This is a genomic window from Fictibacillus sp. B-59209 (assembly GCF_036216745.1).
Lineage (GTDB): Bacteria > Bacillota > Bacilli > Bacillales > Fictibacillaceae > Fictibacillus_C > Fictibacillus_C marinisediminis.
On sequence record NZ_JARMMC010000004.1, the window covers coordinates 60,514 to 79,565 of the forward strand.

Annotated in this window: 15 protein-coding genes and 1 pseudogene; 11 read left to right on the forward strand and 5 right to left on the reverse strand. The window is 44.6% G+C overall.

All coding sequences use genetic code 11. The features are described 5' to 3' along the window. Positions 1-2 precede the first annotated feature (2 nt). Positions 3-2,168, forward strand: a complete 2,166-nt coding sequence (locus tag P4361_RS02210) for an FUSC family protein (protein WP_328088166.1) — start codon at positions 3-5, stop codon at positions 2,166-2,168. On the opposite strand, the gene P4361_RS02215 is transcribed toward P4361_RS02210, so the two are convergent. Then, positions 2,165-2,605: a hypothetical protein gene (locus P4361_RS02215; protein ID WP_328088167.1), complete on the reverse strand. Its 441-nt coding sequence runs from the start codon at positions 2,603-2,605 to the stop codon at positions 2,165-2,167. The genes P4361_RS02210 and P4361_RS02215 overlap by 4 nt on opposite strands. A 249-nt stretch (positions 2,606-2,854) precedes the next feature. Here P4361_RS02215 and P4361_RS02220 point away from each other — a divergent pair, with 249 nt between their 5' ends. The 5 genes from P4361_RS02220 to P4361_RS02240 all read left to right on the forward strand — a co-directional run bounded on the left by P4361_RS02220 (position 2,855) and on the right by P4361_RS02240 (position 8,573). Next, positions 2,855-3,799: a dipeptidase gene (locus P4361_RS02220; protein ID WP_328088168.1), complete on the forward strand. Its 945-nt coding sequence runs from the start codon at positions 2,855-2,857 to the stop codon at positions 3,797-3,799. A gap of 70 nt (positions 3,800-3,869) precedes the next feature. Beyond that, entirely contained in the window at positions 3,870-4,679 is an 810-nt protein-coding gene (locus P4361_RS02225) for an alpha/beta fold hydrolase (protein WP_062238722.1), read from the forward strand. Between the two features lie 138 nt (positions 4,680-4,817). After that, the gene (locus tag P4361_RS02230) at positions 4,818-5,576 is read left to right on the forward strand and encodes an alpha/beta hydrolase (RefSeq protein ID WP_328088169.1); all 759 of its coding nucleotides are present in this window, start codon (positions 4,818-4,820) and stop codon (positions 5,574-5,576) included. Positions 5,577-5,735: 159 nt separating this feature from the next. Continuing rightward, complete coding sequence (gene iadA, locus P4361_RS02235; protein WP_328088170.1) at positions 5,736-6,908, forward strand: beta-aspartyl-peptidase; 1,173 nt, start codon at positions 5,736-5,738, stop codon at positions 6,906-6,908. A gap of 303 nt (positions 6,909-7,211) precedes the next feature. Beyond that, positions 7,212-8,573: an aspartate kinase gene (locus P4361_RS02240; RefSeq protein WP_328088171.1), complete on the forward strand. Its 1,362-nt coding sequence runs from the start codon at positions 7,212-7,214 to the stop codon at positions 8,571-8,573. A 62-nt stretch (positions 8,574-8,635) separates the two neighbouring features. Here the strand turns inward: P4361_RS02240 and P4361_RS02245 are convergent, their stop codons facing one another. From P4361_RS02245 to P4361_RS02255, 3 genes are read right to left on the reverse strand one after another with little or no spacing between them, the layout of a single operon-like run. Next, on the reverse strand, positions 8,636-9,070 hold the full coding sequence (locus tag P4361_RS02245) for a hypothetical protein (RefSeq protein ID WP_328088179.1): 435 nt from the start codon (positions 9,068-9,070) through the stop codon (positions 8,636-8,638). 18 nt (positions 9,071-9,088) lie between these two features. Next, positions 9,089-9,439 (reverse strand): ASCH domain-containing protein, encoded by a 351-nt coding sequence (locus tag P4361_RS02250; RefSeq protein ID WP_091007746.1) that lies wholly within the window; start codon positions 9,437-9,439, stop codon positions 9,089-9,091. A gap of 31 nt (positions 9,440-9,470) precedes the next feature. Continuing rightward, entirely contained in the window at positions 9,471-9,668 is a 198-nt protein-coding gene (locus tag P4361_RS02255; protein ID WP_091007749.1) for a YwbE family protein, read from the reverse strand. 161 nt (positions 9,669-9,829) lie between these two features. On the opposite strand from P4361_RS02255, the gene P4361_RS02260 reads away from it, so the two are divergent. The 4 genes and pseudogenes from P4361_RS02260 to P4361_RS02275 all read left to right on the forward strand — a co-directional run. After that, positions 9,830-11,593, forward strand: a complete 1,764-nt coding sequence (locus P4361_RS02260) for an ABC transporter ATP-binding protein (RefSeq protein WP_091007754.1) — start codon at positions 9,830-9,832, stop codon at positions 11,591-11,593. After that, complete coding sequence (locus tag P4361_RS02265; protein ID WP_328088174.1) at positions 11,574-13,412, forward strand: ABC transporter ATP-binding protein; 1,839 nt, start codon at positions 11,574-11,576, stop codon at positions 13,410-13,412. The genes P4361_RS02260 and P4361_RS02265 overlap by 20 nt, the downstream gene beginning before the upstream one ends. A 133-nt stretch (positions 13,413-13,545) precedes the next feature. Further along, entirely contained in the window at positions 13,546-15,006 is a 1,461-nt protein-coding gene (locus P4361_RS02270) for an NAD-dependent succinate-semialdehyde dehydrogenase (RefSeq protein WP_328088175.1), read from the forward strand. Between the two features lie 121 nt (positions 15,007-15,127). Then, positions 15,128-16,528: pseudogene (locus P4361_RS02275) on the forward strand (aldehyde dehydrogenase); the annotation flags it as partial. Positions 16,529-16,637: 109 nt separating this feature from the next. Here the strand turns inward: P4361_RS02275 and P4361_RS02280 are convergent. Beyond that, entirely contained in the window at positions 16,638-16,778 is a 141-nt protein-coding gene (locus P4361_RS02280; RefSeq protein ID WP_175501928.1) for a hypothetical protein, read from the reverse strand. Positions 16,779-16,964: 186 nt separating this feature from the next. On the opposite strand from P4361_RS02280, the gene P4361_RS02285 reads away from it, so the two are divergent. After that, positions 16,965-18,908, forward strand: coding sequence for a BglG family transcription antiterminator (locus P4361_RS02285; protein WP_328088176.1), 1,944 nt, complete (start codon positions 16,965-16,967; stop codon positions 18,906-18,908). Positions 18,909-19,052: the final 144 nt, after the last annotated feature.

Here is a 19,052-nt window from a genome sequence, read left to right on the forward strand (position 1 = left end):
AAATGAGGTACTGGATGTATCGGCTGCTTGCGTCAGATCCAGGCAGGAAACGGTTGAGGACAGCGAGTAAAGTGACGCTGAGTGTCATTAGTTCAGTAGTAGTCATGCTGATTATCGTACTGAATGCCGGAGGCCAGATCACAGCAGCTATTTTTGCTGGTGTTGTAGGGATGATGGGGATTCTTGTAGTAAACGATGATACAGAAAAAGAACAGAAACTGACGACCGTTCTGCTTGCCGCCTCGAGTGCATGTTCTCTCGCCACCGGATCATGGCTATCCAAATGGGGGATTGCAGCGGATCTGTTTTTACTTCTTGTTGTATTTTTAGCGCTTTATCTTCAACGTTTTGGAAGCCGCTACTTTTCTATCTGCATGATTGCATTCATGTCCTTTTATTTTGTTATGCTCCTTAAAGTTACTTTCGCTCAGGTTCCCTGGCTGTTTGCTTCCATAGCAACAGGTATTTTATTTGCTTACTTTTATAATTTTATCCTCATTAAGGACAAGCCTGAAGAAGTATTAAAACGTTCCATGGGTTCTTTTCATATACAGGCAAATCTTACGCTGAATATTGTCATTGATATCGTAAGGGATATTAAATTAGATAAGCAGAGGCTGGCAAATCTCGACCGGAATGTCAAAAAGCTCGGAGATTATGCACGTGTAGTCTCAAATGAGCTTGGTTCTACAGATCCAGGAGGTATATGGCCCGGTCTCAGCACCAGCCAGCTTCGCCTGTACATTTTTGATACAGCGATGCTGATGGAAACCTTGTCACCCTCCATACGACGTCTAAAAGAACACCGGGCGCTCGAAAACCATTCAATACGTTCCTCGCTGCTGCTTGTTATTCAATCCATTCGTGAGGCCGAAGTGCTCAACAGGGAACAGGTGCATTACTTGGAGAACGCAGCAGCCAGTTTACAATCGCTCCGGCAGCTGCTTCGTACTTTGAAGCTGGATAAAAGAAATGAAGAATGGCTTTACCTGATCCGGAGGATAGAGTCAATTGCCAATCATATTATTGATGGGGCGTTCGGGCTTCAACAGTCCCTGCAGAGAACAAGCAGTGATGGCGGAACTTCGGATCCGCTTGAAAAAGAAGACACTGAAGAAGATGCAAAGAATGAAGAAGAGGAAGGGATGCGTCCTACGACCAAAAAAGCCATCCAGGCATTGATCGCAGGAGGCTTATCGATTGTGCTCGGCCACATATATTCCCCTGCTCATCAATATTGGATTTTACTGTCCTGTTTTGTTGTCCTTCTCGGAACGGAAACAGTCGGCCGTACGCTCGTCAAAGCTGTACAGCGGAGCGTAGGGACCTTTTTAGGTGCAATAGCCGGCTTCATTATCGCCCTGTATTTAACTGGTATTCAGGATATTATCTTGCTCTTCATTTGTGTTTTCCTGGCTTTTTACTTACTGCCGATTTCTTATACACTGATGATGTTCTGGATCACGATGCTGCTTGCATTGATGTATGATATCCTCCTTGGCGGCATCAATGAACAATTAATGGCAGCGCGTGTCATTGATACCGTTGCAGGGGTTGGGTTGGGGTTTGCGGTATCTGCTCTTGTCTATCCGCAGAGAACACGGGATAAAGTCACAACCTCTACTGTAGAGTACCTGAATTCACTTAAGGAGTACGTGGACAATTATATTGACCGTTTCAGAGAGAAGCACTCTGCTTTCAACCTTGCGGATCATGCGCTGGAGCTCGATCAGCTGCTGCAGACACTGATAGACGACGCAAGCCCGTTATACAGAGGCTGGTTTGGCCGATCCGGCATTCAGCAGCAGCTCACCGTTCTGACGGCCATCAACTTTTACGCCAAGCATCTGGTTGCTTCTTCAACACGAAAAAGCCAGCTGAACACTGAAGAAAAGTTTGAAGAGCTGATAAACCATGTTCAGCTCTCACTGACGGATAATATTGAAGCACTGAGTGCGGTGATCAGAGGAGAAGGGCAGGCACAAATTGTCAATTTGGAAGAGGAACGTAAACAATTGGAACGCCTGCCGGAAGAGTCTGAATCAAGCGAACATGAAATGCTTAACCATCTCCGCCTGTTACACAACGTTCATTATATTTGGCGGATCAATGAGTCCATTGTTTATCTGGCCAGGCAGCTCGGTGCCGAACCGAAAAGCAAAGGTTAGTGAACGGCGTGAGAACGGGATGGTGCACAGTTTTGGCAGGTTTTTTGGTTGAAGCGCTGTTCCGGGGGGAATTTAATGCTGCAGTATTGGCACGTCCGATACTGCTTTTTTCGTGAACGGATGGTTGAAACCAATGTATTTAATATTTTCTCTTGCCGTTCTTCTCTGCTTCCTGACTCCAGCATCTCCCATTCAATCAGATGCCGTTTTACCTTAGAGGGAGCAGGCCGGGAAGGATCTATCTCCTTAAAAGAGTGGTAGCCGAACTGCAAGCCGTCTTCATCTCGGCAAATAAAAAAGACCGGTTTTTGTTCACAAAACCCTTCAACTGTAAACAAGAAGGTTTCGTCACGGATTTTTTCATCTTTCATATCGATTTTTTCTTTATGGATGAGGCGGGACAGCCAGCGGACCGCCTGCGCCTTAGTAGATTTCATACGCATTATCCTTTCTTTTATATTCTGTATCAAAACTATGAATCTAAAGAACTAGTCAGTTATTAGACAATTTCGACATATTGTGTCAAAACTCCTCTTGCAATGAAAAAAATTAGCAGGATTCTTTATTTTATGTGAAATGGCTGGGGATATTGACCTAAGTCATCCAATAAAAATAGAGGAAAAGCAGGAGGAGAGCGGTCTTTCAAGAAGTAAATACATACGTGAGTAAACAAGAAGGAGTTAAACATGGATATCATTGATTTTCATTGTGACGCATTATTAAAACTGTATGAAGAAAAAGGGAAGCTAAGCTTTGCATCTGCCCCTGAGCTCGAGACGAATAAGGAGCGGCTGAAAAAGGGGCATGTAAAAGTGCAGTGTTTTGCTATTTTCATTGAACCTGAGATTCCGTCAGATCAGAAGTTTCAGGCTGCGCTTGGCCAGGTGGATCTATTTTATAAAGAAGTGCTTGGCAAAAATCCAGAGATGAAGCATATACGCTGCTGGGAAGATTTTGACAGGATTCAGGATGGCGATATTGGTGCGATGCTGACACTGGAAGGGGTAGATGCCATTGGAAATGATCTCTCTAAATTGCACATCCTCCATCAATTAGGCGTTCTTTCTGTCGGGTTAACGTGGAACACGGCGAACCTGGCTGCCGACGGGGCAGGAGAACCGCGGGGCGGGGGATTGACCGTGTTTGGAAAAGAGGTTGTTGACTTCCATAATAAGCATCAGATTCTAACAGATGTTTCCCATTTAAGTGAAATGGCCTTCTGGGATGTACTCGAGATCGCTGATTATCCGTTTGCCAGCCATTCCAATTCCAAGGAACTTTGTGACCATCCGCGAAATTTAACCGATGAACAGGCGAGTGCGATGTTTGAAAAGGGCGGTACGATTCATGTGGTATATAATCCCCCCTTTATCAATCAAGATCAGGTCAAAGCATCTATTCCTGACTTAATAAAGCACATTGATCATTTTTGTGGACTGGGTGGAGTGAAACAGATCGGCTTAGGTTCTGATTTCGACGGCATCGCCAACTTTATAACGGATTTGGAGAATGCGGCTAAAAGCCAGAATTTAATCAATGAACTGCTCAAGCACTATTCTGAAGAACAGGTGAGAGGGTTTGCTTTTGATAACTTCATGAATTACCGGCCGAATGTTAGAAAAGTAAAGTAATAGGTTCAAGTCTGAATCGAAGCTGCATATATAGCCGATAAGGCCCATTAAAGGAAGGGAGCGATAACACATGCCTTTTGCACAGGTTGAAGACCATGTAGAGCTTTTTTATGAAGAACGGGGAACAGGAACACCTGTTATATTTATCCATGGAGTCTGGATGAGCAGTAAATTTTTTCATAAACAGCTTTCGGCTCCTTCTAAAAGCTACCGAACGATCACACTGGACTTGAGAGGACACGGACAATCCTCCATGGTTCATCACGGACACACAATTGCTCAATATGCGCGCGATGTCCATGCGTTTATTCAGAAGCTGGATTTAAAGAATGTCGTTTTGGCCGGCTGGTCCATGGGAGCTTTTGTGATTTGGGACTATCTGCAGCAATTTGGGGAAGACCACGTAAAAGGGACAGTGATTGTAGATGAACTTGCTTCCGACTTTAAATGGCCGGATTTTCCGATCGGTGCTTTTGATCTGCCGGCACTGACTCAATTTATGAGAGACATTCAAAGTAATCGGAGGGCAGTACTCGAAGGCTTTGTCCCTCTTATGTTTAAAGAGGAGCTGTCTGAGGACGATTTTTCCTGGATGATGGCCGAAGTTACTAAAATGCCGGAGTCGATTGCGAGTGCGGTATTGTTCGACCAATCGATTGTGGATTACCGAGGTTTTTTAAGCAAAATTAAAAAACCGACCTTGCTTTGTTTCGGAAGAGAAGAAAAGCTCATACCTGTAGCAGCAGGTGAACATCTGCGGGAAAACATTTCTGATTCCCGGCTGGAAATCTTTGAGCAAAGCTGCCATTGCCCGTTTCTTGAAGAAAGTGAGAAATTCAATAAGGTCATAGAACAGTTTATTCAAACACTGAATGACTAGAGAAAAGAACCCGCATTTTCGAGCGGGTTTTGTTATGCACTTGAAATCCTTGCAGACAGAAGCGAATGGCAAGCAGGACTCTCATCCCTTTAAACGAAGTGTTAGGTGTACAAATCCTTTAAATGGAAGGTGATATCCATGGAAGACAGGGCACTAAAGTATCCGGTTTTAAAAGATGCAGAGGCGTTTTATTATGAAGGCAGCCAAGTGGGGATTTTGGTCTCGCACGGTTTTACTGGTTCAACACAAAGCATGCTGCCTTTGGGCAAGGCTTATGCAGAAGCAGGCTATACCGTTTGCGGTCCCAGGCTTAAAGGGCACGGTACCCATTATGAGGACATGGAACAAAGCAATCATCAGGATTGGATTGCATCTGTGGAGGAAGGATACCAATGGCTGAAGGAACGCTGCGATACGATCTTTGTTACGGGACTTTCCATGGGGGGGACGTTAACCCTTTATCTGGCTGAAAAATATCCGGAAATCAAAGGAATCATACCCATTAATGCGGCTATAGATATCCCGGAGATGGAACCGTTAAAAAATGCTGCAGAGCCCCGTTTTCTGGACGCCATCGGTTCGGATATAAAAAAAGAGGGTATATTAGAACTTGCCTATGAAAAAACACCGGTCCAATCTGTGAAGGAAATTTTAAAGCTTATGGAAGAAGTTAAGAATCATCTTGACCAAGTAACGTGCCCTGCGTTCATTTTCGTTTCGGAGGAAGACCATGTCGTACCACCGCTGAATTCTCAATTCATCTATGAACAGATCTCTTCAGAGGATAAAGAATTGTATTACATGAGTGACAGCTACCATGTAGCCACCCTCGATCATGATCAGGAAGCTATTATTGAACATACGCTGACCTTCATCCAGAGGCAGCTTGCTAAATGAAATAAGAGGAATCCGGCATAAAAGCCGGCTTCTTTTTATAATCTCGACAAATAATTTATGCCCTCTGAAGTAATCGATGTGTAAAATCACCGCACGCTCCTGCTATCGGAGTACACAATAGACAGCTGGGCAATTGACAAAATTGGAGGGAACAAAGCAGTGCTTACTTTAATAAAAAATGGAGATGTATACAGCCCGAATCATCTGGGGCAGAAAGATATATTGCTTGCAGGCGGAAAGATCGGCTATATCAGAAAACAGATTGATATTCCGGACAGCTTTGTGCCGATCACTGTTATCGATGCAACAGATAAGCTCGTTGTACCGGGCTTTATCGACTCCCATGTCCACATCACTGGCGGTGGAGGAGAGGGAGGCTTCAAAACACGTACGCCTGAATTGATGCTGACTGATGCTACAACTGCCGGCATTACAACGATGGTCGGGCTGCTTGGGACGGATGGAACGACCAGGAAAATGGAGAGTCTTCTAGCGAAAGCTCATGCCCTTGATGAAGAAGGAATCACCACCTATATCCATTCCGGATCATATCAGCTGCCTGTACGCACCATCACAGGCAAGGTTGAAGAAGATATTATTTTTATCGAGAAGGTCATTGGAGTGGGGGAGATCGCTATCTCAGACCATCGTTCTTCAGAACCGACTTTTGAGGAATTAACGAAGATAGCAGCAGCTGCCCGCAACGGAGGCTTGCTTACAGGGAAAGCCGGTATTCTAGAAGTCCATATTGGGGCCGGTGAATCGAGGGTTCAACCGATAGAGGAACTGATCGAACGAACGAATTTACCGTTAATGCATTTTCATCCGACTCATATTAACCGTACCGAAGAACTTTTTCATGACGGTATCCGCTTTGCCAAGCGGGGCGGTTTTGTTGATTTGACGACGAGCACCATACCGAAATTCTTAGAAGAGGGCGAAGTGAAATGCAGTAAGGGACTTAAGATGATGCTCGATCAGGGCGTTCCAATCTGGAACATCACGTTCTCATCCGATGGCCAGGCAAGTCTTCCAATTTTTAATGAAGATGGGGAATTTAAAGGGCTGCAGGTAGGAAAAGTTTCTTCGCTGTTTAAAGAAGTCAGAGATGCTGTCCTGCAGGAAGGGGTTTCGCTTGAAGACGCGTTAAAGGTTATCACCTCCAACCCCGCCCAAGTATTGAAGCTTAAGAACAAAGGCTTTGTGCATGAGAAGAAGGATGCCGATCTTGTGCTTTTAACTAAAGATACATTGGCTATTGATACGGTTATTGCTAAAGGGCAGGTCATGGTTCAGGACGGTATACCAGTTGTGAAAGGAACATTTGAGTAGAAAACGAAGGAATCAAAGCCATTTGACCCAGTAAGAGTAAAAGTAAAATAGATTTCAAAGGTTCTGTCGGGTAATCCTGACAGGACCTTTCATTATTTCCCCTGTTTCATGAATATTCCCTCGGAAATAATCGAAAAACCGCAAATATTGCCCGGGAGTGTTAAGTAATACTTAAACATTAGTTCTTTTAGAGAGGACATTTGTTTTCTCTGTATGGAAAATACCCTTGCATCTTATACTGAAACGCGTAATAATAGTAACTAAAATTTACCGGACAAATACTAACAGTAGGGGATGTTAAAAATGAAAGTCGTGAAATTCGGTGGTTCATCTTTATCGTGTTCAGAGCAGGTGGAAAAAGTGTTTCATATTGTCGTTTCAGATCCGGAACGTAAAGTAGTCGTGGTGTCAGCCCCGGGAAAACGGTTTGCAGAAGACACAAAGGTTACGGATCTTTTAATAGAATGTGCTGCAGCGTATCTTCAAGGAAGAGAAGACCAAAACGCGTTTCAAGGCATTATTGACCGTTATGAAAGCATTGCTGAAGGGCTTCAGCTTCCAAGGGAACCGGTCGCGGAAATTAAAGCGAACCTCTTGGAATTATTGAACAGAGACCGCAGTAATCCGCAGAAATATATGGATGCAGTAAAGGCGAGCGGGGAGGACAGCCATGCGAGGCTGATTGCGGCTTATTTTCTGCACAAAGGTATAGATGCTCATTATGTTAATCCCGAGGAAGCAGGTCTTCTTGTTACTGACGAGCCGGGAAACGCCCAGCCACTGCCGGAAACCTATGACTCTCTATATAGACTTAGAGACCGGAAAGGTATCATTATTTTTCCGGGTTTTTTTGGCTTTAATCGAGAAGGTGAGATTGTGACCTTTTCCCGGAGCGGCTCAGATATTACCGGTTCTATTCTGGCAAGCGGCATAAAGGCCGATGTTTATGAAAACTTCACGGATGTGGATGCCGTCTATTCAGTAAACCCTACAATTATTAACCGTCCAAAAGAAATAAGTGAAATTACGTACCGTGAAATGCGTGAACTCTCCTATGCAGGTTTTTCTGTATTTCATGATGAAGCGCTCATGCCGGCCTTTAAAGCAGGCATACCGGTCAACGTGAAGAACACGAATCAGCCGAAAAAACCTGGAACCATGATTGTAAAAGAAAGAGAGCTGGCTAATGGCCCTGTTATCGGTATTGCCAGTGATGATGGCTTTTGCAGTATCTATGTCAGCAAATATCTTTTGAACCGCGAGATTGGATTTGGCCGCAGGCTTCTTAGCATTCTGGAGGACTTTCACCTATCGTTTGAGCACATGCCATCAGGAATTGATGACATCTCCATCATTCTCAGGCAGGATCGATTCACTAAATCTGTGGAGGAACAGATTGTTAAACGGATTAAAGAGGAGCTTCAGGCAGATGATGTAAAAGTAGAACGTGATTTGGCTCTTATCATGATGGTGGGCGAAGGGATGAGAGAAAGTGTAGGAACGGCGGCCCGTGCATCAACGGCTTTGGCCAAAGCGGAAGTTAACATCGAAATGATCAATCAGGGTTCTTCTGAGGTAAGTATGATGTTCGGTGTAAGAGTGAGCGATGAAAGAAAAGCAGTTCAGGCATTGTATGAGGAGTTTTTCGCCGGGGTAGCGGTATAGACATATTTTCATGGATAAAAGAAAAAAGGAGCTGATCCAAAAATGGGATCGCTCCTTTTTCTCTACCATATTACAGGCTTGGCAACCATGAACCATAGCATGGCCATCATGAGGGCCATGTAGATCCAAATTGCTTTTTTTAGTTTGGTTACAAGAGGATTCCTTTGTTCTTCAAGGTCTTTAAACCTTCGTATGGTTGGCGAAAAGGCTCTTGCGAGAAAATAAAGCGAGCAGATTAAGATGATGATCGTGGTCAACAGCCATGGCGTTGTCCACGATCGGTTCGTAATCAGTACGAGCAATACCCCGCTGACAACAAGGACATGACCCGCATGCTTGGCAAGACGGACAGCTGCCTTAAAGGAGTCCAAGTAAGCCTCTTCATTGCCAGGACCTGCTGTTCTTAGCTTCTTTAATAAAGGAAGCAAAATAAAGAAGGGCCCGACTGATAAGATGACGCTAAGAATATGAATATAAAGCACAACACGATAGACCATGTTCATTGAGAGCTGCTATTACTCTTCCAGCGCACGGAATTCATGAACCCATACTTTCATGTGAGGCAGCCAAGGCATACCAGGGTGGATCGAGAGAATGGAATTTTTATAGCCTTCCACATCTTCAAAGCCTTCCTGTTTTGCATGCTCGTCTGTTAATTCGCCAAGCGCCTGGGAATACACGTTTTCAACAATAAACTTTGAGCCTTTAAGCTCCATGATTTCCCCGATGTCAGCATATCTGCCGTTGCGGCGAGTGGCTGTTTTTTCTCCTGCAAGTACTTTTTCCACGTCCTCAGGAAGGGTGACTAAACGTTCAATCGTACATGTTTTTGGCGGTAGTTCGCTGTTTTTTATTTCATTGCTCATTTTGGTTCCTCCTTGTTTTGAAGCGCTAGCTCTAATTGCTGATTATTTCCTTCACTCTGCCTACTTGTCCATTTTGGAGCCGTACTTTAATTCCGTGCGGATGGAAAGCAGCGTTCGTCAGGATATCCTTCACAATACCATTTGTGAGTTTGCCGCTTCTTTGATCTTGTTTTAAAACAATATTAACCTCGAGTCCTGGAGAGATGTCTTTCCGGTTCTGTCCATTCACTGTAAACACCTCCTGCAGTCCATTTTCTTTTGAATTATATCATTCTTTCCATAAATGAAGGAAATCGAGATGCTTCGAAAAGTTCAAATTATTTAATAAATTATCCAGAAAAGGTATGATTAAGTAAGTAAACAATACATATTATTATAATTTTTTTACAGATGGCTCTGGAGGATGATGCAGTCTTGAAAGTCCTGTCGATTTTAAAACCTTACCGATTGCAGGTTGCTGTTGCTTTGTTTTTGATGCTTGTTGAGCTGGCTGTCGAGCTTTTGCAGCCCTTATTGATCGCCAAAATTATTGATAATGGGATATTGAAAAAAGATCTTGAGGTGGTCATGGTGTGGGGAGGAGTCATGGTTGGCATATCGCTTTGCGCGTTTGCAGCCGGTGTAATCAATTCCTTCTATGCTTCGCATGTCAGTCAAAACTACGGATATGATCTCAGGAAGCATTTATTTACGAAAATTCAAGCGTTCTCATTTGCGAATTTCAACCGGTTTCCTACTACGTCTCTGATCACAAGAATGACCAATGATGTGACCCAGATGCAAAACACGGTGTTTATGAGTTTGCGGGTCATGCTGAGAGCTCCCTTAATGATCATAGGCGGACTCGTCATGTCATTTGTCGTAGACGCGAAATTGGCCATTTTCATAGCAGTGGCTATTCCAATTTTATTTGTATTTTTAATGTGGGTCTTGAAAAAAGGAGGCGTATTGTTCAAGTCTGTTCAAGAAAACCTGGATAAAGTGAATGGCGTCATGCGGGAAAACCTTTCAGGTATCCGCATCATTAAAGCTTTCTTAAGAAGCAGGCATGAAGTCAAACGGTTTACCGAAGCCAACAGCAAGCTTAAGAATAATACAGCATTCGCATTGAGGCTGATGGAGTCTACGAATCCGATCCTGCTTCTCGTTATGAATATCGCCATCTTATGTATCCTTTGGTTTGGCAGTGTTCAAGTCAATACGGGAGATGCAAAGGTCGGTGATCTAGTAGCCATCATCAACTACAGCACACGAATCACGTCAACTTTTTCTATTTTTTCGTGGATCATCATGGCTTTTTCAAGAGCAAAGGCATCAGGAAACAGGATTTCTGATGTGCTCAATACCGAGGTGGATCTCGTTAACCATGAAGATTCAGAAATAATCCGTCCTGATTTCAAAGGTGAAATTGAGTTTCAGAAAGTATCCTTTCATTATCCTGGGACTGAAAAACAAGTCCTGGAGCACATTTCATTTAAAGCTGAACCAGGACAGACTGTAGCAGTCATGGGAGCGACAGGGTCCGGAAAGTCGTCGCTGTTTCAGCTGATTCCCCGACTTTATGATGTAGATGAAGGAAAGATTCTGATTGATGGAATGGATATATCACGCATAAAGCTCGAGCATCTAAGAAGTGCGATCGGCCTTGTTCCTCAGGAAGCCCTTCTTTTCACAGGAACCGTAAAGGAGAATATAGCGTGGGGAAAAGAAAACGCCACCGAGGAAGAGATTAGGGCAGCTGCTGAGAATTCCCAGATTGCTGAAACCATAGCGTCTCTGCCAAAACAATATGAAACCAAACTCGGGCAAAAAGGGGTCAATTTATCTGGGGGACAAAAACAGCGTCTTTCCATTGCACGGGCTTTAGTCAGAAAGCCGAAGATTCTGCTGCTTGATGACAGTACAAGTGCTCTTGATTTGAAAACAGAAGGAAAACTCCTCGGTGCACTGAGGAGTTTTCCTTCTACGATCCTGATTATCACCCAAAAGATTGCTACAGCAATGGAAGCGGATAAAATCCTGCTGATTGAAAACGGCAAGCTGCTGATGGAAGGAAAACATGAGGACCTGCTGCTGCGCTCCAGCCTGTATCAGCAAATCTTCGAATCTCAGTTTGGAGAGGAGTCGTTAAAGCATGCTCAAGGGTTTGAATGAACCGTTCCGGCATAAAAGGGCTGTCGTTCAAGAGGTGATGGCGAAGGAAGCCGTACCGAGAAGAAAAAAAGAGAAAGCAAAGGATTGGCGAAGAACACTTCAGCAGATCTGGAGATATCTGGCACGTGAGAAGGGTCGCTTATGGCTCGTCCTCTTCATGGTTGTCCTAAGTTCAATTCTCGGTCTTCTTGGCCCTTTTTTGATCGGAAAGGCCATTGACCATTATATTATTACAAAAGAAAACAGCGGCCTTTTAAGGCTTCTTGCCGGTTTACTGGCTATTTATATCCTGAACTCCGGAGCGCTATGGCTTCAGAACTACTGGATGATCGGAATTGCACAGAATACGGTCTTCTCAATGAGGACTCAGCTGTTTCGCCATCTTCACAAATTGCCGATCCCATTCTTCGATCAGCGCCAGTATGGAGAAATCATGAGCCGGGTCATCAATGATATTGAGAATGTAAGCTCCACACTTAACTCTTCGGTTATCCAGATTTTCTCCAGTGTACTGACTCTGTTAGGAACAATTGGATTCATGCTTTGGCTGAGCCCGCTCCTAACTGCGATCACCCTTGTGATTGTGCCGGTTATGTTCCTTGGTATGCGGTGGATCACAAGCCGTACAGGCCGATTATTTAAGGAACAGCAGAGAAACCTTGGGGAACTGAACGGTTATATCGAGGAAACCGTTTCAGGACAGCGGATCGTAAAAGCTTTCTCTCAGGAAGATCGTGTGATTGCTGAGCTTTTGGCGAAAAATGATAAGTTAATGGAATCCGGGTTTTGGGCACAAACGTATTCAGGTTTCATTCCCAAACTGATGAATGTTTTGAATAACGTCAGCTTTGCTTTAATTGCCGGGGCAGGTGGCGTTTTAGCTTTAAAAGGGATGGTCACGATCGGGACCATCGTAATCTTTGCCGAATACTCGAGGCAGTTTACCCGCCCGCTGAATGATCTTTCCAACCAGTTTAATACGCTCTTATCAGCTGTTGCAGGAGCGGAGCGGGTGTTTGAAGTGCTGGATGAGGAAGAAGAGACGAAAGATGAAGAAGGAAACGAAGATCTGGATGGTGTTCATGGAGAGATTGAATTTAAGGATGTCTCCTTCTCCTATGAAGAAGGAGGCAATACCGTCAATGATATCTCATTCCATGCCTCACCAGGTGAAACGGTCGCCTTGGTCGGTCCGACGGGAGCGGGGAAAACGACGATCATCAATCTTTTGTCCCGTTTTTATGATGCGAGCAGCGGAAGCATTCTTGTGGACGGGCGCGAAATCACGGGGATTAAGCGCAAGGCACTTCGGGAGCATATGGGATTTGTGCTGCAGGATCCGTTCCTCTTTGAAGGGACCATTATGGAAAACATCCGTTACGGAAGGCTGGATGCTTCAGATGAGGAAGTCAGGGAAGCAGCAAAGGAGGCGAATGCCCACTCCTTTATTACAAAACTTGCTAATGGGTACGAGACCATGGTTGAACAGGATGGCAGCGGCATCAGCCAGGGGCAGAAGCAGCTGTTAAGCATCGCAAGAGCCATCCTGTCCAATCCTGTCATCCTCGTTTTGGATGAGGCGACGAGCAGCATTGATACCATCACAGAGATGAAAATTCAGGAAGCCTTGCAGCGGCTGATGGAAGGCAAGACGAGCTTTATTATCGCCCACAGGCTGAACACCATTCAAAAAGCCGATCAGATCCTCGTGTTAAAAGACGGAGGAATACTTGAAAGAGGCTCTCACGATGAACTACTGAAGCAAGAAGGCTTTTACTCCGAGCTTTACCACAGCCAGCTCCAAAGGGAGATCGGCTAGGAAGTTACCATTCAGGTGCCTGGCACTGTAATCCAGTGCCAGGCACCTGTTTATAGTTGTTCGATGCAGGGAATAGAATCGTACTGTTATAAAGTACGGCCAAGGCTGATGGAGTCATTTGGGAGGACACGATATGGAGGCTGATATTGCTGCTTTGGTAAAGACGGAAATGTTCATAGACGGAGAATGGTTAGAGGCGGCAAAGGGAGAACGTCATCCTGTGAGAAACCCAGCGACTGGGGAGCTCATCGCAAGTGTCGCTTTTGGCGGTGAAAGAGACGCAGAGCGTGCGGTTAATGCCGCTGAAAGAGCTTTTCCTCATTGGGCAGCAGAAACAGCGGAAATACGTGCTGACTACTTGAGAACCACCTATAACTTAATTATAGAAGATGCGGACCGGCTGGCAAAAATCCTAACGATGGAAGAAGGGAAGCCGCTTGCCGAGGCGAAACGGGAAGTCCTCTGGGGTGCTGAGTATGTCCTCTGGTATGCTGGGGAAGCAAAGCGAATTTATGGTGAGATCCTTCCTTCTTCTGAACAAAACCAGCGACTTCTTGTTCAGCGGCATCCGGTCGGCATTGTGGCGGCCATTACACCATGGAATTTTCCCTTCTCCATGATTACAAGGAAACTGGCTCCTGCCCTGGCAGCAGGGTGCACGGTGGTTATTAAGCCGTCCCCTGAAACACCGCTGTCGGCCATTGCTCTTTTTGAAATCTTTGAAAAGGCTGGTCTGCCGCATGGTGCAGCCAATCTGGTCATCGGAAATGCAAAGGAAATCAGTGGAGTCTTTGTGAACCATGATAAGGTCAGAAAGATCAGTTTTACAGGATCCGCTCAGATCGGAAAGCAATTCATGGAACAAGCTGCAAAAAAACTGAAGAAGGTTTCTCTCGAGCTTGGGGGACATGCCCCTTTTATCGTATTTGATGATGCAGACATTGATCTTGCGGTTGATGGTTTAATACGAAATAAGTTTCAAAACAATGGTCAGACCTGCACGTGTGCTAACCGTGTATTTGTCCAAAAAACTGTGCTTGACCGATTTACGGTTGTGTTAACTGAAAAAATAAAAGAACTGAAAATCGGAAATGGATTAGAGCAGGGTGTAGAGATCGGGCCGCTCATCCATAAAGCGGCGCTCTCACAGGTACAGATCCAAGTCGAAGATGCCGTACATAAAGGAGCCGAAATTATAGCAGGAGGCAACCCACTTAGGAACGGCGTATACAAAAAAGGGAATTTCTTTGAACCGACCATCCTGTGTGATGTCACACAAGAGATGAAAATCTTCCAGGAAGAAACATTAGGGCCTGTTATTCCCCTCATCCCCTTTGAGACAGAAGACGAAGCTGTCGAACAGGCGAACGAGACGGTCTACGGTTTGGCTGCTTATGTATATACGAAAAATCTTGGAAGGACTATCAGGGTTTCAGATCGACTGGAATTTGGGATGATCGGCATTAACGGAACAAAAGTCGGGTATGTGCAGGCACCGTTTGGCGGTATGAAAGAAAGCGGGATGGGCCGCGAGGGCGGGAAGTACGGTCTGGATGAATTTCTGGAGTATAAACTGCTCAATTTTAATTATTAGAAGGTGCCAGGCACGGCGGTGTCAGGCACCTTTTTGGTGTTGACTTTTATTTGGAAAGAAACTATAGTAACCTTGTAGGTTCGTATGTTTAAGTTTTTAAACATATGATCATGACAATGGAAAAGGGGTATGTATCATGAAAGAAGCATCAGCAGCAGAAGTTAATCAAATTCTGCAGAATCAAAAATTTTATTTTGCATCCCAGGAAACAAAAAGCATAGACTTCCGTTTGGAACAGCTGAAAAAGCTGAAAGCCGGAGTAAAGATGCATGAACAGAAGATTGTCAAGGCTCTTGCACTTGATTTAAATAAATCGGAACTTGAATCATATTCCACAGAAATTGGAATTTTATATGGAGAAATTAATTTTACGATGAAGCGCCTAAGAAAATGGGCGAAGCCGAAAAAAGTACGAACCGCTTTAACACATGCAGGATCAAAAGGTTATATCCTGCCGGAGCCTTATGGTGCGGTGCTTATCATTGCTCCTTGGAACTATCCGTTTCAGCTTGCATTATCTCCGCTTGTCGGTGCGATTGCTGCAGGAAATACGGCTGTTATCAAGCCTTCAGAGCTGACACCGAATGTGTCTGCGCTGATTGCAGATATTTTGCAGGAGCTATATCCATCTTCTTATATCGCAGTGGCAGAAGGTAGAGTATCAACGAGTCAAGCTCTTCTAGATCAGCCATTTGATTACATTTTTTTCACGGGCAGTGTACGGGTTGGAAAAGTTGTCATGGAGGCTGCTTCCAAAAAATTAACTCCCGTCACGCTTGAACTTGGCGGGAAAAGTCCTACGATCGTACATGAAGATGCCAACATCAGGCTTGCGGCGAAACGAATCGTTTTCGGTAAATTTATGAACGCCGGGCAAACGTGTATTGCTCCAGACTATTTGCTAGTCCATACGAATGTAAAAGCTGCACTTATTGAGGCAATGAAGGTGACGATTAAAGAATTTTACGGAGAGCAGCCGATTGAAAACAGCTCTTACTCAAAAATAGTAAATGGTCACCACTATAACAGACTAACGGGTTACTTGAACGACGGAACGATAATTTTCGGCGGAGAAAAATCGGATGACAAAAACAGAATTGCGCCTACCTTGCTTGATGAGGTAAGCCCTGATTCTCCAGTTATGACTGAGGAAATCTTCGGCCCGATTTTTCCGGTTATGGAATATACTTCATTGAATGAGGCGATTACGTTCATCAACTCACGCCCGAAGCCGCTTGCTCTCTATTTGTTTACACAAAACAAGGAAACGGAGGACCAGATTACGGGGCGTGTTTCTTTCGGTGGAGGCTGCATAAATGATGCTCTCATGCATATCGCCACGCCTTACCTTCCGTTCGGCGGTGTTGGAGAAAGCGGGATGGGGAACTACCACGGAAAATACAGCTTTGAAACGTTCTCTCATTCTAAAAGCGTGCTGAAGCAAACAAACCGGTTTGATTTCTCCTTCCGATATCCTTCTGCAAAGAACGGGTTAAAGTTAGTTAAGAAGCTATTAAAATAAGTGGAAGGGGCTGTCCTGAAAGTCNNCGCACGCCCCGCGGAAAGCGAGCAGCCTGGAGCGGAGATCAACAGCTACCAGACTTCTTGGACAGCCCCTTTTTTCGTATAAATCAAAAGAACGTTTTCACTTCTGTTTCTGTATGTTTGCAGTTGGTGCACGTATATTCGAGTTCGAGAGCATCTTCACGAACAATGTGCATCGTTTCCTGATTGCAATGGCTGCAGTGCCTCTTCATTTTTGTTTCTTCCATCCTGAACACATCCTTCCGTTGATATCGTTAAAAATAGTATTCCTCTAACCTGAATATGTAAAACAAACATAAAACATTGACTTCTGCATCTAAAGACCTAGACTAAGAAAGGAAGCAAACTTATGAATCTTAGGGAATAGGCCATCTTAAGACATAAGACAGAGGATGGCAGGAGCAGGTGATGAAGTGATTGAAAGACAAAACAGACTGCTTTCTTTTTTATTAAAAAGCGGGGGAAGCGTGTCAGTAGATGATATTGCCGCTGAACTGGATTGTTCTGAAAAAACAATCCGAAATGACTGTAAGGTTATTGACCAATGGCTGAAGCAGGCATCAGACGTCCGCTTGATAAGAAGACGCGGAGTAGGTGTTTATCTCGAGGGTACAGCCTCTGCAATCTCAAATTTAATGGATATCTCTAAAAAGGAGCAGGCAGCAGACACCGTAATGGCTGACAGCATTAGAAGAATGAGCATCGTGCGCCAGCTTCTCTTAAAAAATAAAGATACAACGCTTCAGGAGCTGGCAGAAAAGTATTACGTCAGCAAAACAGTTGTGAGGCATGATATCAAGCAGATGGAGGATTGGCTTAAGTCGTTCAATCTGGAGATGCAGCTTAAACAAAAGGTTGGTTTGAGGGTGGACGGTAACGAAAAAAACAGGCGTGATGCTTTATCCAGATTGACCGGTATGCTGATTCATGCAGCAGAAGAAGAAAAAAACTTCGTGAACCGGATCTTTGCTCCTCATGAGATTGATTTCGTGAGAAGCAGCCTTAAGAAATTAGAGCAGCAGCTGTGCTATTCGTTCACAGAAAGTGCGCTTGAAAACTTGATTACTCATATTCTGATTTCAATTAAAAGGGTGAAGACGGGCAGTAAAATTACGATTTCTCCGGATGAGGAGGAGCGGATTAAACAAACGAAAGAATACCCGGCTGTTGGAGCCTTTTTAAAGGATATTGAAAAGGCAATGGCCGTTAAACTCCCTCAGGAGGAAGCCGTCTATATCACGATCCGGGTTCTTGGCACAAAAGTTTATTATCACGCGAAGGACAGGGGAAAACTGGAGAAAGAACTGGCTGGATTTGATGCTGCTGTACTGGAGTTTTCCAAGAAGCTGATCGAGGCTGTTTCTGAGATTACGGATATTGATTTTACGAATGATGAGCTCTTGCTTGCCGGATTGGCAGGCCATCTGCAGACCACGTTCCATCGACTGGATTATGCCCTGCCGTTTTCCAATCCTATGGCAGATGAGATCAAGAAAATGTACATGACGATGTTTGAGATGATTTATTATGCGTTGCCGGTTGTTGAACAAAAGCTGAAAAAATCGCTCCCTGAAGAAGAAATCGCTTATCTGACGCTTCATTTTCAAGCCTCGGTAGAACGGTTCAAGAAAAAAAGCGCCCGTCATCTGAAGGTGCTCGTCATATGTACGATGGGAATCGGCATGTCCCAGCTCATCGTGACCAAACTTGAGCGGAAGTTCCATTCCATTGAGATCGCAGGAACAGCGTCGGTCAGTGAAGCACCTGTTGAAATTAAAGAGAAGAAGCCGGATTTAGTGATCAGCACGGTCCCTTTCTCTTATCAGGATGTGCCAGTGATAGTCGTGTCTCCTCTTATGACCGAAGAGGAGGAGAAAGAAATTGAACATTGGATTCAAAACGGCTCGCAAATCGATACGCATAGCAGCTATCTGATCTTAAAAAAGCTGCTGCATTCAGAGCTGATATCGGTTCATTCCGGTGAGGCAGCCCATGCAGATATTTTAAAGTCAATGGTTCATCAAATGGAGGAACTCGGATTCGTAAAAGGCAGCTACAAAGAAAGCGTCCTGAAACGAGAAGAACAATCGTCAACGGCAGTGGGAGGCGGTGTGGCGATCCCTCATGGAAACCCGAATCTTGTGAAAGAAGCAGTTATTGGGATGTCGGTTTTTAGAAATCCCGTTAAGTGGGGGAAAGAAAGTGTGTCAATCGTATTTTTGCTGGGCATGAGCAATGAAAAAAGATACCTCTTGAAAGACCTTTTCAAGGAGATATCTCATTTGACGGAGAACCCTGCGTTTATTCAAGAAGTGGCCGCGCAAGAATCAGCAGAAGGAATATACGATTTGTTTTAATGGGGCTGTCCAAGAAGTCTGTAAGCTGTTGATTTCCGTTCCAGGCTGCTCGCTTTCCGCGGGGCGTGCGGTGAGCCTCTTGGTGCAAGCACCGGCGGGAGTCTCACCTGTCACGCTAGTCCCGCAGGAGTCTCGCATCTTCCA

Excerpts from the sequence above, each read along its gene's own strand:
- P4361_RS02260 (WP_091007754.1), top strand. The coding sequence starts at position 9,830 with ATGGCTCTGGAGGATGATGCAGTCTTGAAAGTCCTGTCGATTTTAAAA.
- P4361_RS02240 (WP_328088171.1), top strand. The coding sequence starts at position 7,212 with ATGAAAGTCGTGAAATTCGGTGGTTCATCTTTATCGTGTTCAGAGCAG.
- P4361_RS02280 (WP_175501928.1), bottom strand. The coding sequence starts at position 16,778 with ATGGAAGAAACAAAAATGAAGAGGCACTGCAGCCATTGCAATCAGGAA.
- P4361_RS02215 (WP_328088167.1), bottom strand. The coding sequence starts at position 2,605 with ATGAAATCTACTAAGGCGCAGGCGGTCCGCTGGCTGTCCCGCCTCATC.
- P4361_RS02220 (WP_328088168.1), top strand. The coding sequence starts at position 2,855 with ATGGATATCATTGATTTTCATTGTGACGCATTATTAAAACTGTATGAA.
- P4361_RS02270 (WP_328088175.1), top strand. The coding sequence starts at position 13,546 with ATGGAGGCTGATATTGCTGCTTTGGTAAAGACGGAAATGTTCATAGAC.
- P4361_RS02265 (WP_328088174.1), top strand. The coding sequence starts at position 11,574 with ATGCTCAAGGGTTTGAATGAACCGTTCCGGCATAAAAGGGCTGTCGTT.
- P4361_RS02210 (WP_328088166.1), top strand. The coding sequence starts at position 3 with ATGAGGTACTGGATGTATCGGCTGCTTGCGTCAGATCCAGGCAGGAAA.
- P4361_RS02250 (WP_091007746.1), bottom strand. The coding sequence starts at position 9,439 with ATGAGCAATGAAATAAAAAACAGCGAACTACCGCCAAAAACATGTACG.
- P4361_RS02225 (WP_062238722.1), top strand. The coding sequence starts at position 3,870 with ATGCCTTTTGCACAGGTTGAAGACCATGTAGAGCTTTTTTATGAAGAA.
- P4361_RS02245 (WP_328088179.1), bottom strand. The coding sequence starts at position 9,070 with ATGGTCTATCGTGTTGTGCTTTATATTCATATTCTTAGCGTCATCTTA.
- P4361_RS02230 (WP_328088169.1), top strand. The coding sequence starts at position 4,818 with ATGGAAGACAGGGCACTAAAGTATCCGGTTTTAAAAGATGCAGAGGCG.